Raw genomic sequence first — 15,032 nt, forward strand, 5'->3', positions numbered from 1 at the left:
CCTTTTCCCTCTCCTGTCGGGGATACCCTCGCCCTCACATGTCGAGGAAGACTTCGATCGTCCGGTTTTCGGCGAGGTCCGTGAGGTGTACGGCGCACGCCATGCACGGGTCAAAGGAGTGGACGATGCGGATGATCTCGAGGGGCTGATCAGGGATTTCCAAAGGCGAGCCGACGAGCGAGGCCTCATACGCCCCTTCGTTTTGCAATGCGTCGCGCGGCGAGGCGTTCCACGTCGTCGGTACGACGGCCTGGAACTTCTCGATCTTTTGGTCCTTGATGATCACCCAGTGGCCAAGAGAGCCCCGCGGCGCCTCCACCCAACCGACGCCCTTCGTCTCCTTGGGCCAGGTGTTCGGCTCCCACTTCGAACTGTCGAAGGTGGCGAGGTTGCCGTTCCGGATGTTCGCCCAGAGGGCGGCCATGTCCTCCTTAGCAAATTCCACGGCCAAAGAGGCGTCGAGGGCGCGGCCGAGCGTACGGCCGATTGCGGAGTGCATCCAGCGGATGTCCACGGGTGCCTTGTTGAGGTTTAGGGCCGAGATCAGGTGGTTGATGCGGGAGAGGGCGTCGTCGACCGCGTGGCGGATGCGCTCGTTCTTCGCCGCGTACCCGACCATCATGCGCGCCAGGGGACCGACTTCCATGTGCTTTTCCTTCCACCGCGGGGCCTTCACCCAGCTGTACTTCCCTTGGACGTCGAGGTACTCGTACTCCTGGGTAGGTCCCGTGTAGTGGAGGTTCGTCTGGCCGTCCCAGGGATGCAGACCGTACCCAGGGGTCTCCTTGCCGTCGTACGTGTACCAGGAATGGTCGACGAATTCCTGAACCTGGTCGATGGCCCGCGGGTCGACGTCGTGTACCTCGTTTAGATTGAGGTCGAGCACCGCGCCTCGGGGGAAGCGGTAGCTCTTTACGTCGTAGATGCTCACGGGCGACAGGTCGCCGTAGGCGAGGTAGTTCGTAAGCCCGCCGCCGTACGTCCAGTCCCGGTAAAAGGCCGAAAGGACGAGCACGTCGGGTAGGTACACTTCCTTCACGAACTCGTAGGCGCGGTCGATCTGCTTTTCGACTTCCGTGAGGCGCGACGTGTTCAAGGCGTTGTCCATGTTCGGGTCGATCGGCCACGGCACACCGCCCACGGTGTAGTTCGGGTGCGGGTTGCGACCGCCGAAGATCGTGTGGATCCGTACTACATCCTTTTGGAAGTCGAGGGCTTCCAAGTAGTGGGCAACGGCGATGAGGTTGACCTCCGGAGGCAGGGCGTAGGCCGGATGTCCCCAGTACCCCGTGGCGAAGATCCCCAGCTGTCCGCTGTCGACGATGCGCTTGACCTTGTCCTGCACGTCCTTGAAGTACGCCGCCGTGGAATTCGGCCACTTCGAGTACATCTGAGCGATCTCCGCCGCCTTCGCAGGGTCCGCCTTAAGGGCGTCGACGACGTCCACCCAGTCCATGGCGTGGAGCTGGTAAAAGTGAACGACGTGGTCGTGGATGAGGATCGTCTCGTGCATCAAGTTGCGGATGAGGTGGGCGTTGTGGGGGATCTGAATTCCGAGGGCGTCCTCGACCGCGCGCACGGAAGCTAGGGCGTGCACGGTCGTGCACACGCCGCAAATGCGCTGGGTAAACGCCCAAAGATCGCGCGGGTCGCGCCCGCGAACGATGAGCTCGATGCCGCGCACCGCGGTCCCCGAGCTGTACGCCTTGGTGATCCTCTTGTTCTCTACCTCGGCCTCAATCCTGAGGTGCCCTTCAATGCGGGTTACCGGATCGACGACGACACGTCCGTTGGCCATGGAGGTCCCTCCTCACACGTCATTTGCATCGGAAAACAAAGCTAACCACCTGTTTCCCTCATGCCCACCAAGGGAAACTTTGCTTTCGCCCTCAACCTTCGTGTGCGGTTTCCTTTGCTTCTTCTGCCGCTGCTTCGGCTTCGGACTTCCGGAGGCGACGGCGGGAGATCACAGATGCGGCGGCATGCGCCGTAATTCCGAGGGCTGCGACGGCCGCGATCCCGAGACCTACCCGCTCGGGGTTGATCGTCGTCTGCGTTCCGGGGAGTTGGACGACGCGGGCGTAGAAGGGCCCCTCGTCCCAGAAATTCGGTGCGGCACAGCCGATGCATGGGTGCCCCGATTGAATCGGCCAGCTCAAACCCCCGTTCCAGCGAAGCTCTGCACAGGCGTTGTACGTCGTCGGCCCGCGGCACCCCATCTTGTAGAGGCAAAACCCTTCGCGCGCACCTTCGCTGTCAAACGACTCGACGTAGAGTCCGGCGTCGAAAAAGGGGCGCCGCTGGCACTTGTCGTGCAGGCGGTGGCGGAAAAACTCCTTGGGACGGCCGAGCTCGTCTACCTCAGGAAGCTTCCCCAAAATGGCGATGTGGGCCAGCGTGTTCGTGATCACTTCGCCGATCGGAGGACAGCCAGGAATGCGAATCCAAGGAACTCCGGGAGGAACGAAGTCGATCACGGACTTGGCTCCCGTAGGGTTGGGGTTTGCGGCGGGGATCCCTCCCCACGTCGCGCAGCTTCCGACAGCTACGACGGCCATCGCCTTCGAAGCGATTTCGCGCCACTTCTCGTAGTACCGGGGTTGGCCGGCGATGGCCAACGCGCCAGGCATCGTGGGAAGGCTTCCCTCTGCGGCCAGGATGAACTGCCCCGGGTACTTTTCGACGATTTCTTCGACGTGCTTTTCCGCCGCGGTTCCCGACCCTGCCATGAGGGCTCCGTTGTACTCGAGTGAGATCATGTCAAAGAGGACCTTTTCTACTGTCGGCTGGTACGAACGAGTAAAGGACTCCGTAGGACCGCTGCAGCTTTGAAAGTCCATCCAGATCACGGGAATGCGGGGCTTTGTCTCCATGGCCCGGACGACCTTCGGCATCTCCTTGAGGTCGAGCCCCAGAGCGAGGGTCACGGCAGAGGCGATCTTGAGAAATTCGCGGCGCGAGATCCCCTGCTCGAGGGCTTCCTCGTACATCGACTTGCGGCGCACGTCAGTCGACGGTGCCGACATCTGCTCCCTCTCCCTTCCTCCGACGTTTTGCCTGAAAGCCCTTTCGCGCGGCGCCAAACGAAAGCGCAGAACGATACGACGACGTCCGTTGCCCCGTACGGTACCTAGGTTAGCACTGTGAGTAAAGTAATTACCTTGGCCTACATCAAATGTAGCACAGGGTCAATAGGCCCGCAAGAGTTTCTCGTTGAGAATCGCTCGAAAAAAGAACCTCCCCGCAGAAAGCGCCTCGGGGAGGAGGAAATTTCGCAGAGAGGAAACCGGAGTTCGTGCTACTATACAATCCTTTGGTGCTACCAAAATGGTGCTGCCCAAGAGGAGGAAAGCCGTTCCGCTCCCGGATGCCCTACGCGTGGATCGGCGTGCCAAGGAGCTGAAATCCCGCCTCGCCGAGCATCTCCACCAGGGTGGGATGGGGATGTACGGTTTCCGCAAGCGCGAAGTCCTTCGCCCGTAGGTGCCGAAGGAGCGACCCCTCGCCGATTAAATCGCCCGCCCGCGGGCCGACGATGTGGACTCCGAGGATCTCCCCGGATTCTTCCTCGGCGACGAGCTTCACAAAGCCGTCCGCCTCGCCTTCGATGAGCGCCCTCCCGTTTGCCCGAACGGGAAACTTCGCCGTACGAACAGCAAACCCCGCTTCCCGTGCCTCCGCCTCCGTGTACCCCACGCTTGCGACTTCCGGCGAACCAAACGTCGCCCGGGGGATGTCCCGCGGATCCGGCTTCCGCACATCTTCTCCGAGCATGGAACGCACGGCGAGGATTGCCTCGTGCGAAGCCTTGTGTGCGAGGAGTGGCGCTCCGGCGACGTCCCCTGCGGCGTACACGCCGGGTTGGTCGGTCTCGAGGTTTTCTTTGGTGACGATGAACCCGCGTTCGCGCCGGACGCTCGTTCCCTCGAGTCCGAGGCCTTCCGTATTGGGAATTCGACCGACCGCCACGAGGACGAAGTCGACGTCGAGGGCGAGCTCTCCTTGCGGCCGCCGCACGTGAACGACTGCCGACGTATCGCGCCGCTCGATGTCTCCCTCGTGGAGAGCGGTCCCGGTGTACACCTCGATGCCGCGCTTTTTGAAGATCCGGGTGACTTCGCGGCTCACTTCTTCGTCTTCCAGGGGAAGGATGCGGTCGAGGGCTTCGAGGAGGTATACCTTTGCACCGAGGCTGTGGTAGATGTAAGCCCACTCCACGCCTATCGCTCCCCCGCCGACAATGGCAACCGCCTTGGGGATGCGCTCGAAACGGAGGGCGTCGTCACTCGAAAGAACCACGCGGCCGTCGGGCTCCATTCCTGGGAAGTACCGGGGAAGCGAACCCGTAGCGAGGAGGACGTGCTGGGCGTTTAAGATCCGACTCTCTCCCCCATCTCGCGGAAGGACTTCGACGCGGTTGGCACCCTCCGTCGACCAGGGGAGGAGGCGGCCCGTACCTTCGTAGACGTCAACCTTACCCCGCTTAAGGAGGAAGGCGATTCCCTTGACGAGTCTACCGACGATTTCTTCCTTACGGGCGAGCATCTGCGCCACGTCCACCTGCACGCCCTCTACGCGTATGCCTTGGGCTAACGCACTTTCGCGGAGAAGCGTGTAGAGCTTGGCCGTTTCGAGAAAGGCCTTCGTAGGAATACACCCTCGGTTCAGGCAGACGCCCCCGAGCGCATCTCGTTCGACAAGGGCCACTCGTTTGCCTCGGGCCGAAGCGTACAAGGCTCCGACGTAGCCCGCCGGCCCGCCGCCTATCACGATGAGATCGTAGGTTCCCATGTCCCCACCCCTTTCTCAAATTCCGGCTACATCCTGCGGGCTTCTAAGGCGGCCAAAAGTCGCGACGTCTCTGCCCGCAAGGGCTTTCGCCAGGCTCGCGCCCGGGCGATCCGCTCCTCGGCCATCGCCTCCGCTACGGCGTTGGGATCGCGACCCTCGGCCTCTGCACGACGGAAGATGGCGAGAAGGACGTCGTACAGACGGGAAACGCGGCGCAAGGCCCGCGACTCGTCGTACCCCATGAATTCGTCGAAGATGTTGATCACGCCGCCCGCGTTGATCACGAAGTCCGGTGCGTAAAGGATTCCGCGTTGACGAAGGAGTTCGACGTCTTCCGGGCGCGAAAGCTGGTTGTTGGCCGACCCGGCCACAGCGCGTACGCGAAGCCGGGGAATCGTCTGCGCGTTCAAGATCCCACCCAGGGCACACGGGGAAAAGACGTCTGCCTCCACGTCGTAAATCTCCTCGGCATCTACGACCTCGGCGCCGTGGGCGGCGGCAAGCGCCTCGGCCTTTTCCCGATACACGTCGGCGAGGATGACGCGCGCGCCCGCTTCGCGGAGAAGAGGTACGAGGTGCGAGGCAACACTTCCCGCACCCTGTACGGCGACCGTTCGCCCTTCGAGGGAATCCGAACCCGTGAGGTGAACGAGGGCCGCCCGAATGCCGGCAAAGACGCCGGCGGCCGTTGCGACGGACGGATTGCCGCTGGAGTTGTACTCCCGCGGCAGCCCGGTCACGTACGGCGTCTCCCTCAAGATGATTTCCATGTCGTCGGGTGTCATACCCACGTCCTCCGCCGTCACGTACCTACCTCCCAGAGAATCCACGCAGCGGCCGAAGGCGCGGAGCAACCCTTCCGACTTGTCCTTGCGGGGATCTCCGAGGATGACGGCCTTCCCACCCCCGAGATCGAGCCCAGCAAGCGCGTTTTTGTACGTCATTCCCCGGGCCAGGCGAAGGACGTCCTCAAGAGCGTCTTCTTCTGTTCGATAGGGCCACATACGAACGCCGCCAAGCGCAGGTCCTAAGGTCGTATCGTGGATGGCGATGATCGCCCGAAGGCCTACCTCCGGATTCGTGCAAAAGACCACTTGCTCATAGCTTCCGGCAACCATGCGTTCCAATACCGACATGCTTTCCCTCCCCCCGTCTTTTGCCCCAGGCTTTCCCTATTGTGCGTCATCGCACGCGGGATGTAAAGCGCGGCCGCTCAGGACAAAGAAAGAAGGGGGCTAAGGCCCCCTTCCCCGTTTTGCACGTGCGAATGAATGTACATGCGCAAGGCGGCCATCTGGGGAAGTTCGGAAGAAAGGCGTCCTCGTCGCGAAAACGCAACGAGTAAGGGAACGACGACGTGCTTCTACTTCCTTCGCTTCCGAATGCTGTGCTCGACCCGGAGCTTGTCGGCAATCATGGCAATGAATTCCGAATTCGTAGGCTTTGCCCGAGATTGGGAAATCGTGTAGCCGAAGTACTTCAAGACGGCATCTGGGCTACCCCGCTCCCACGCAACTTCGATCGCGTGACGTATGGCGCGTTCCACGCGTGTGGGCGTCGTGTGATACTTCATGGCGATCTCGGGGTACAGAACTTTTGTGATGGACCCCAAGATCTCCATGTTCTTGTAGACCATGGCGATGGCTTCCCGAAGGTATTTGTAGCCCTTGATGTGAGCCGGAACCCCGATCTCGTGAAGAACGGCAGTGATCTGCGCGTCGAGGTACGCGTCGTCGATTTCCGCAACAGATGCCCCTTCCACGCCTCCGCCTTTTTCCGGATCACCTCCAAAAACTCCCGCCGGAGCCGCACTGCCCTCCCCCACGGAAGAATTCACGATCTCGCGGATGCGCGCTACAAGCGTCTCCAAGGAAAAGGGCTTTAGCAGGATGTACTGCGCTCCGAGCTCCGAAGCGCGCCGTACGGCATCCTCGTGTCCGAAAGCGGAGATCACGAGAATTTTGGGGTATTTCAACGTCTCCTCCTGCGAGAGGCTGCGCCTTTCCTTGGAAAGCTGCTCGAGGACGCTAATTCCGTCCATGACGGGCATGATGAGGTCGAGAAGGAGCACGTCGGGCTGACGTTCTTGGATCAGCCGGAGAACCTCCCTTCCTTCGTTGGCTACGCCTACAACCTCCATGTCTTCCTGCCCTTCCAGGTACGCTTGAAGCTGGCGTGCGAAATCCTTGTTGTCGTCAGCGACAAGCACACGGATCATTCCAGGAATACCTCCTTTTGAGGTGAAGTTTGAGGTAAAGTCCCGGGAAAGACACGGAGGGGTCGAGGAGAACCCGGTCTTGCCCCGTTTCTCCTCCCGTCCGGAAAGGCCGCTCCCCGGGAAGACGCATCATTTGAAAAAATTCAGCCTTTCCGGACTCTGCGTACAGTATAGCACTGCAGTTCCAGTGTGTCAAGATAGAAGACCGAAAATTTCTCTTAGACGCACTTGAGGAAACGATCCTACAGTGCTAGGAATGACTTCCTGGCCGGAAATCCCTACTTCCTCCTCCCATATTCTCCCTCCGGAAACAAATTCCTCCTCCCGGCCCGAGCTTGCCAGAAGTTTTTTGGCCGGCCTTGGGAGTTGGACCGTCTCCGTCTCCGCTTCCTTCTGAGGCACTCGCTTGAATGAAGTTTGGTCTTCCGACAGAGGAATTCGGGTCTAGCACGGGGACGGGCGAACGTTTCTCGGGCTCCGGAGCAAAAAAGGAGGGACCCCGGGGGATCCCTCACACAACGGCGGCGTTCTCACGAAGCTTGGTTCGAACGGTGGAAGCGGCGCTCCCCACCGTAGTGTATCGGTAGTTCGGCAAAAACGTTGAGCCGACGAATTCTTCGGTCGTAGACAGACGGGGCTAGCGTTTGTCGGACGCGAACCCACCTCTTTCCCACATCCACTCTGCCGCCACGGCGTACCCTTTTCGTGGATCTCCGACGAACACGTGGGTAACGGCCCCGACGAGCTTCCCGTTTTGCAAGATCGGGCTGCCCGACATCCCCTGTACGATTCCCCCTGTCCGTTCGATGAGACGAGGATCGGTCACGCGAAAGACGATCCCTTTGGTGGTAGGCCTGCGTTCCCGATCGACACCCTCGATTTCGATCTGAAAACGCTCTACCTTCCTACCCTCTACTACGGTGAGGATCTCCGCCGGCCCTTCCACGATTTCGCTCACCCGAGCCAGGGGAACGAGGGGGGAACGGGTAATCTCCTCCGGTAGACGGTCCAAAGTGCCGAACACACCGAAATCCGTGTTTTCCGTTACGTTGCCGATCTTCTCCCCTTCGGAAAAGATCGCCCGAATGGCCCCTGGCTTCCCCTCTTCGCCACGTTCTACGGAAACCACGGTCGACAAAGAGACGCTCCCACCACGGGGGATGATAGGTTCCCGCGTATCTTGGTCTAAGATCACGTGGCCCAGGGCAGCAAAGCGCTTGCTCGTAGGATCGACGAAGGTGAGCGTGCCGATTCCAGATGCACCGTCGCGCACGTAAAGCCCGAGTTTGTAGCGATTGTCCTCGGGATCGAGGACGGGCTGTACCTGCACGGTCCGAACCTTCTCCCCACTTCGTACAAGCAGGGTGAGAGGCCGACGTTCGGCGCCCGCGCGTTCTACGAGTTCCCCCAAAAGCTCGGCACGGTCCAAGGCGACGCTGTCCACCGTGAGGATTCGGTCACCTACGTGGATGCGAGCTTCCTCTCCGGGAGACACGAGATGGCCATCATTTGTAGGAATTTTCTTTACCCCAACTACGAGGAGCCCCTCATCCTGGAGCTTAATCCCCAGGGAGATGCCGCCGGGGTGAACGCGAAGGAGAGTGGGAGCCGGAGCTTCGCGCTCCCTCGGCGACCCCGTTTCTCCGGACGGACGAGAGTCTTCCGGCGACGAAGTTACCAAAGTCGCGGAAAGGGGTTCCGTGCCTTCCGGGGGCTTTCCGGCTTCTTTGTCCCCAGACGTCGGAGAAAGGGGCGTGGGTGCGTCTGTAGTCGAAAGGGCGGACGAATCGGCGGAGGAAAAGGCCGGCAGGACGGCGAAAGACGAGGGGCTTTCTCCGGCGACGGGGAGGAAGGCATGGGCGAGGACGAGGAGGGGCAAGATAAGGGCGAAAACCCTGCGCGAAAACGTGCGCCGAGGGCGCACGAGGTGCGAAGCGCGATTCCACCTCACGGTTGTTCCTCCTCCCCGGCTGGCCCGACGACGATCCGTCTACGCTATACTCTCTCCGTCGCCAAAGGGCTTTATAACGCTTGGTTCTTGCCATGGGAAGAGGACAAAGGCAGACGGCTACGCATCCTCGGCATCCGGACGGCGCTCCCCGTCGGTGGGAAGGCCTTCGTCGCCGCGGCGGGAAGCGGCGGCGGACCGCAAAAGGGACCGGGCGTGGTCGCGTGCCGTCTGCGCTACGGTCCGTCCCGCGAGCATGCGCGCGAGTTCTCGAACCCGCTCTTCTTCGCTGTGAAGCGCGGCGGCGGTCGTCCGTGTCTTCCCTTCCCCGACGACCTTGCCGAGGGTGATGTGGTGGTCGGCAAAGGCGGCAACTTGGGGGAGGTGGGTGATCGCGATGACCTGTCGGGTGCGACTCAGGTCCTTGAGCATGCGGCCAATGGCCTCCCCGGCACGCCCACCGACGCCCGTGTCGATCTCGTCGAAGACGAGGGTCGCCCCTCCTTCCTCGTGAAGCACGGCGCGAACGGCAAGGGCCAGGCGAGACAGTTCCCCTCCGGAGGCGACGCGTTCAACCGGTCGCGGGGGTTCTCCGGCATTTGCCGAAAACCAGAACTCCACGCGCTCAAACCCCGAATTCGGAATCCTACGGAGGCGGAATCCGTCTTCCGCGAAGGGATCTTCGGGCACGAGCGCCACCTCAAAGCGGGCGTGCTCCATTTCCAGCTTCCGCACCTCGCGCTCGACGGCCGCGGCAAACGCGTCCGCATGCGTGCGGCGCGCTGTACTTAGGCTTTCTGCGGCGGCCTTGAGCTCCTTGCGCGCCGCCTCTACCTCCCTCTTGAGGAGTTCGCCGCGTTCTTCGTACAGGAGGAGTTCCTCCCTTTCGGCCCGTGCGGCGTCGCGGTAGGCGAGCACGGCTTCGAGCGATCCTCCGTACTTTTTTGCGAGATACCGAAGGCGTTCGAGCCTTTGGGCGACTTCGGCCAGGCGCTCTTCGTCCGGAAGGTAGTGCGGCAAACGAGACTTCAAGGCGTGCCCGAGTTCCTGAAGGTCGAAGAAGAGCGCGTCGAGACGCTCGGCAAAGGGGCCGAGTTCGGGGTCCGACGCAGCCGCCTTGGAGAGGAGGCTCGCCGCCGCGCCGACCCAATCGAGGGCGCGGTTTTCTTCGAGGAGCGCCGCTGCCGCCTCTCCTACGGCACGGTAGAGGGCGTCCGCGTTTTTGAGACGGCGGTATACCTCTTCGAGTTCGCGGTCTTCCCCTACCTCGGGATCGACGCCTTCGATTTCCCCTAACTGGTAGGTGAGGAGGTCGAGACGGTCGAGGGCCTCCCTCCTCCCCTTTTCCCACCGCTCCCAGGCGGCGAGGGTATCGAGGTACCGGCGCAAGCTCGCCGCATACGCCTGCTTGCGTTCGCGGGCGCCGGCGTAGGTGTCGAGCCACGCCGCGCGCACCTCTTCGGACGTGAGCAGGGATTGGTCGTGTTGTTCGTGAAGATGAACGAGACGAGGAGCGAGCTCGCGAAGGAGCGAGGCGGGTACGGGACGACCGCCAACGCGGGCGATACTCCGGCCCTGCGCGCCGATTTCCCGGCCGAGGAGCAGGTAATCCTCGTCGAGGTCGAGGCCGTACGCCTCCAACACGCCTTCGATCTCGCGCCGTTCCTCGGGCGTCTCGATGTCGAAAAGGGCTTCCACCCATGCGCGGCTTTCGCCGCTGCGGACGAGATCGGCACGGGCCTTTCGTCCCAACACGAGGCCAACGGCTTCGAGGAGAACGCTTTTCCCGCTTCCCGACTCACCTGTGATTACCGTAAGTCCCGGGGAAAACTCCAACCGAAGTTCCTCGATCACCGCGACGTTGCGCACGTACAGTTCGCGCAACATCCCCCTCACCTCTCCCGCCCCAATGCCCAACCGTACCGTAGCGGGCAGACGCTTTTTCCCGGGCTACAATGTGTCCCCCGTTTCCCCTTCCTCCAACGGGCTTTCGCCTTCTTCGTCGGCCATTCCCGAAACCGCCGCCGAGCGCTCAAGCAGGCGCCGTTCCACGGTGCGCGCCGCCGCGTGGTCCTTGCAGATGAGGAGGCAGGTGTCGTCTCCGCAAATCGTCCCCAAAATCTCCTCCCATTCCTGTGCGTCGATGAGCACGCCGACGGCGTGGGCATTCCCCGGAAGCGTCCTCAGAACGATCAAGTTGTCCACGCGGGCTACCCGCACGAGGACGTCCCGAAGCATGCTCCGCAGCCGCTCTTCGGAACGAAGGGGATTTTCCAACGGCAGGGCGTAGCGGTATCTTCCTTCGCCTATGGGGATCTTGATGAGGCCGAGTTCCTTGATGTCGCGCGAAATCGTAGCCTGCGTCACGTGAATCCCCCGCCGCCGTAGGTGCTCGGCCAAAGCCTCCTGCGTCTCAACGGCGTGTCGGCTTACGATCTCGCGGATGAGGAGCTGCCTCCGTTCCTTTTCCAAGTTTCATCCTCCCCGTATCCTGGAGTTTGCCTCGAAGTGGGGGTTGAGGGTCGTCTCTTCCTCCCGCTCCCTCACAGAAGGATTCCCACGAGCAGGCCGAGGAGAAACGCCCAGAACAGCGACTGCCACCTCCTCCGCCGGGGTGCCCATAGCCCGCGGATATGGAAACGGATCGTCTCCTCGCGCTCTCCGTCAGGAGAGAAGAGGATCACGCCGTCCGCATCTCCGAGCAACTGCAGCGAGAGGAGGCGGTCGCGCACGGCGCGGCCTCCCTCTTCGAGGAAGCTCCAATCCTTGAGGCGAAATACGACGAAGCGCTCCCCGTCGCGTTCCACGAGGGAGAAGTGAAGCCGGCCTTCCCCAAGCTTTTCCTCCGCCTCTAGGCCGCGGGTGACGACCACCTCACCGCGCAGATCCGAGGAAAGCACGCGGAACCCGCGGCGCACGAGGCGCGCGAGCTGGGGGGAGTTTTCCGGTATCGGCCGTAAGCGGGCGCGAATCCCCCGCCACGCTTCCCCCAAGAGCACGACTGCGGCGGCCAAGAGGAGAAGGTACAAGACCGGACGGTCCTCCGCGTAAAGGGGCACGTCGCCCTCCCCCGCCCTTCCGACTCCGCGTTTTCTCTCTTCGGGAACTTCGCGGCAGGCGAGGAAAATCCCTTCCCCGACCGATGCGACATGCCAGGAAAAGGACCCTACGGTTCCTTCGGGTCGGGCGAAGAGGCCTCCTCCGACGGCACGGGCAAGCGCAACGCATTTTCGACGAGGACTTCGTCGTCGTCCGAAGCTTCGCCTTCGGAAGAAGGCGCCACCGGAAAAGGCAACCGGCGCGCGTAGAGGAGGAACTCGAGGTTTCCGTCCTTCCCTCGAATCGGCGAAGGGATGAGTCCAAGGGGACGAAAGCCGTGTTCTCGCGCGGACGCGAGGACTTCGCGCAAAACCCTCCGGTGAACCTCCGGATCGCGCACGATTCCTCCCTTTCCCACGTCGCGCCTACCCGCCTCGAACTGCGGCTTTACGAGGGCCACGAGTTCCTTTCCTGGCTCGAGAAAACGCGCCAAGTTGGGAAAGAGGAGGCGCAGGGAGATAAAGGAAACGTCGATCGTCACCACGTCGGGAAGGGGACCGGGAAGCTCCTCGGGAGAGAAGGTGCGGAAGTTCGTCCGTTCAATCGGCACGACACGGGGATCGCGGCGTAAGGACCAGGCGAGTTGTCCGTACCCAACGTCCAGAGCGTACACGCGGGCCGCGCCGTGGCGCAGCGCACAATCCGTAAACCCTCCCGTCGATGCGCCTACGTCCAAGACCGTCTTGCCGCGAAAGTCGATGCCGAAGGCGCGGATGGCGGCCTCAAGTTTGTAGCCGCCGCGGCTCACGTAGCGTTCGCCGCGCGCCCGTACTTCTACCGCGGCATCGGGGGATACAAAGGTACCGGGTTTTTCCGCCCGTTTTCCGTCTACGAACACCTCGCCGGCGAGAACGGCGCTTCGGGCCGCCTCCCGCGACGGGAAGAAACCCCGCTCCAAGAGGAGGACGTCCAGGCGAACTCGCTTGCGCGCACCGGGTCCTTCGCCGTCTTTTTCCTTACGAACCAATCCCACCCTCCTCCCGTACGGAAGGGGCGAGTGCGTCGCCGCGCAACCGCGCGTACAACTCGTCGGCTATGCGTTCCGGGACAAGTCCCGCATCCCGGAGAAGGTCGGAAACGGAACCGTGGGGGATGAAGCGATCGGGTAAGCCGAAGGCGCGCACGAAGATCCCAAGCTGACCCGCCTCGGCCAGCGCCTCGAGGACGGCCGAGCCGAAGCCCCCTTGGGCGCTCGCTTCTTCTAGGGTGGCCACGGGAATGCGCTTAGCGGCGAACTCCGCGAGCATTTCCCGATCCAGAGGCTTGATGAAACGGGCGTTCACAAGGCCCGCCGACAGGCCGCGGCGTGCGAGGAGCTGGGCGACCTTTTCCCCCAAGGCGATCATGTTCGGACCTACGGCGAGGAGCATGAGGTCCCGGCCCTCACGCAGCACCTCCCACGATCCGATGGGAATCTCGCGGTACTCCTCGTCCAAGGGAACCCCTACCCCTTCTCCCCGCGGGTAGCGAAGGGCAAAGGGGCCGCCGTCGTAGCGCACGGCCGTGTAGAGGAGGTGTCCGAGTTCGTTTTCGTCCTTGGGCATGGCGAGGACCATGTTGGGGAGCGTGCGCAGGAAAGCGATGTCGAACACCCCGTGGTGCGTTTCGCCGTCGCCCCCGACGAGCCCGGCACGATCGATCGCCAGGACGACGTTTTGGCGTTGCACGGCCACGTCGTGTACGACCTGATCGTACGCCCGCTGCAGAAACGTCGAGTAGATCACCGCCACGGGTTTCATCCCTGCGTTTGCGAGGCCTGCGGCAAACGTGACGGCGTGCTGCTCGGCAATCCCTACGTCGAAGAGGCGGTCGGGGAACCTCTCGAGAAACGGCTTGAGCCCCGAGCCTGTGATCATCGCAGGCGTAATCGCCACGATGCGCGGGTCGCGTTCGGCAAGGCGAATGAGGTGTCGCGTGAAGAACGAGGCGAAGCTTGGGGGGCCTACGCGGCGGATGGGTTCCCCCGATTCCACCTTGTACGGTCCGATTCCGTGGAAGGTGTCCGCATCCTTCTCCGCCGCCGGATAGCCCTTGCCTTTCTTTGTCACCACGTGGAGGAGTACGGGACCACGGAGCTTCTTCACCTGCTGAAGGGCTTCGTCGAGGGCGGTAAAGTCGTGCCCGTTCACGGGGCCGAAGTAGCGGATCCCCATCTCTTCGAAGAGGACCCCGGGAACGAGAAGCGCCTTGAGGCTTTCCTTCACGCGTTCCGCCACCCGCGTAAGGCGTTTCCCCTGCGGAAGGCGGAGGAGGAGCTGCTCGATCTCTTCCTTGGTTCGGAGGTAGCCGCCGTGCGTCCGAAGCTTGGTGAGGTAGTGGGAAATCGCCCCGACGTTCGGGGATATGCTCATCTCGTTGTCGTTCAAGATGATGAGGAGGTCCGCCCGCAGATGGCCGATTTGGTTCAAGGCCTCGTACGCCATCCCCGCCGTGAGCGCACCGTCGCCGATGATCGCCACGACCTTACCCTTTTCCCCCTGAAGGTCGCGGGCAACCACCATACCCAGGGCGGCGGAAAGGGACGTAGACGTATGCCCCGCCTCCCAGATGTCGTGTTCGGATTCGGCGCGTTTGAGGAAACCCGAGAGACCTCCGTACTGCCGGAGGGTGGGCAGGCGGTCGTTGCGGCCCGTGAGCATCTTGTGGACGTACCCTTGGTGCCCAACGTCCCAGACGAGCTTGTCCTCCGGCGAACGAAAGTGCCGGTGAAGCATGATCGTAAGCTCGACCACGCCCAGATTGGGGGCGAGGTGCCCGCCCGTCCGAGCGACGACGTGGATGAGGCGCTCCCGAATCTCTCTCGCCAATTCGGGAAGCGCTTCCAGTGGGAGAGCGCGTACGTCGTCCGGGCCTTGGATCTTCTCTAAGTACCCCATCGGATCCCCCGCCTTTGCGTGACCTGTATACGCGGTGGTGTGAAGTCACGGCTCTGTCCACATCTGGACCCTAGTGTACCACTTCGGTACCGGGAAGTGT

Annotated in this window: 11 protein-coding genes; all 11 read right to left on the bottom strand. The window is 62.4% G+C overall.

The window, feature by feature from the left end; translation table 11 throughout:
- Nucleotides 1–34 precede the first annotated feature (34 nt).
- Complete coding sequence (locus C7438_RS01810) at nt 35–1,798, bottom strand: nickel-dependent hydrogenase large subunit (RefSeq protein ID WP_121443628.1); 1,764 nt, start codon at nt 1,796–1,798, stop codon at nt 35–37.
- A gap of 91 nt (nt 1,799–1,889) precedes the next feature.
- Nucleotides 1,890–3,026 (bottom strand): hydrogenase small subunit, encoded by a 1,137-nt coding sequence (locus C7438_RS01815; protein WP_211322015.1) that lies wholly within the window; start codon nt 3,024–3,026, stop codon nt 1,890–1,892.
- 346 nt (nt 3,027–3,372) lie between these two features.
- Complete coding sequence (gene lpdA / locus C7438_RS01820) at nt 3,373–4,791, bottom strand: dihydrolipoyl dehydrogenase (RefSeq protein WP_121443630.1); 1,419 nt, start codon at nt 4,789–4,791, stop codon at nt 3,373–3,375.
- Between the two features lie 26 nt (nt 4,792–4,817).
- A complete protein-coding gene (locus C7438_RS01825; protein ID WP_121443631.1) occupies nt 4,818–5,927 on the bottom strand; it encodes a Glu/Leu/Phe/Val dehydrogenase dimerization domain-containing protein in 1,110 nt (369 codons plus the stop codon).
- A 227-nt stretch (nt 5,928–6,154) separates the two neighbouring features.
- Nucleotides 6,155–7,009, bottom strand: coding sequence for a sporulation transcription factor Spo0A (gene spo0A, locus C7438_RS01830; RefSeq protein WP_121443632.1), 855 nt, complete (start codon nt 7,007–7,009; stop codon nt 6,155–6,157).
- Nucleotides 7,010–7,646: 637 nt separating this feature from the next.
- Nucleotides 7,647–8,960 carry a SpoIVB peptidase gene (gene spoIVB / locus C7438_RS01835; RefSeq protein ID WP_121443633.1) on the bottom strand — a complete coding sequence of 438 codons (1,314 nt, stop codon included), beginning with the start codon at nt 8,958–8,960 and terminating at the stop codon, nt 7,647–7,649.
- Between the two features lie 117 nt (nt 8,961–9,077).
- On the bottom strand, nt 9,078–10,844 hold the full coding sequence (recN, locus tag C7438_RS01840) for a DNA repair protein RecN (protein ID WP_121443634.1): 1,767 nt from the start codon (nt 10,842–10,844) through the stop codon (nt 9,078–9,080).
- 63 nt (nt 10,845–10,907) lie between these two features.
- A complete protein-coding gene (ahrC, locus tag C7438_RS01845) occupies nt 10,908–11,429 on the bottom strand; it encodes a transcriptional regulator AhrC/ArgR (protein ID WP_121443635.1) in 522 nt (173 codons plus the stop codon).
- Nucleotides 11,430–11,500: 71 nt separating this feature from the next.
- A complete protein-coding gene (locus tag C7438_RS01850; RefSeq protein WP_121443636.1) occupies nt 11,501–12,016 on the bottom strand; it encodes a hypothetical protein in 516 nt (171 codons plus the stop codon).
- Nucleotides 12,017–12,123: 107 nt separating this feature from the next.
- Nucleotides 12,124–13,023, bottom strand: coding sequence for a TlyA family RNA methyltransferase (locus C7438_RS01855; RefSeq protein ID WP_121443637.1), 900 nt, complete (start codon nt 13,021–13,023; stop codon nt 12,124–12,126).
- Nucleotides 13,013–14,932 carry a 1-deoxy-D-xylulose-5-phosphate synthase gene (gene dxs, locus C7438_RS01860; protein WP_121443638.1) on the bottom strand — a complete coding sequence of 640 codons (1,920 nt, stop codon included), beginning with the start codon at nt 14,930–14,932 and terminating at the stop codon, nt 13,013–13,015. The genes C7438_RS01855 and dxs overlap by 11 nt, the downstream gene beginning before the upstream one ends.
- Between the last annotated feature and the right edge of the window lie 100 nt (nt 14,933–15,032).

It is taken from the genome of Brockia lithotrophica (assembly GCF_003633725.1).
Taxonomy (GTDB): Bacteria; Bacillota; Bacilli; order Thermicanales; family DSM-22653; genus Brockia; species Brockia lithotrophica.

Coding starts and splice junctions, on each gene's coding strand:
- C7438_RS01810 (WP_121443628.1), bottom strand. CDS start 1,798: ATGGCCAACGGACGTGTCGTCGTCGATCCGGTAACCCGCATTGAAGGG.
- C7438_RS01815 (WP_211322015.1), bottom strand. CDS start 3,026: ATGTCGGCACCGTCGACTGACGTGCGCCGCAAGTCGATGTACGAGGAA.
- lpdA (WP_121443630.1), bottom strand. CDS start 4,791: ATGGGAACCTACGATCTCATCGTGATAGGCGGCGGGCCGGCGGGCTAC.
- C7438_RS01825 (WP_121443631.1), bottom strand. CDS start 5,927: ATGTCGGTATTGGAACGCATGGTTGCCGGAAGCTATGAGCAAGTGGTC.
- spo0A (WP_121443632.1), bottom strand. CDS start 7,009: ATGATCCGTGTGCTTGTCGCTGACGACAACAAGGATTTCGCACGCCAG.
- recN (WP_121443634.1), bottom strand. CDS start 10,844: ATGTTGCGCGAACTGTACGTGCGCAACGTCGCGGTGATCGAGGAACTT.
- dxs (WP_121443638.1), bottom strand. CDS start 14,932: ATGGGGTACTTAGAGAAGATCCAAGGCCCGGACGACGTACGCGCTCTC.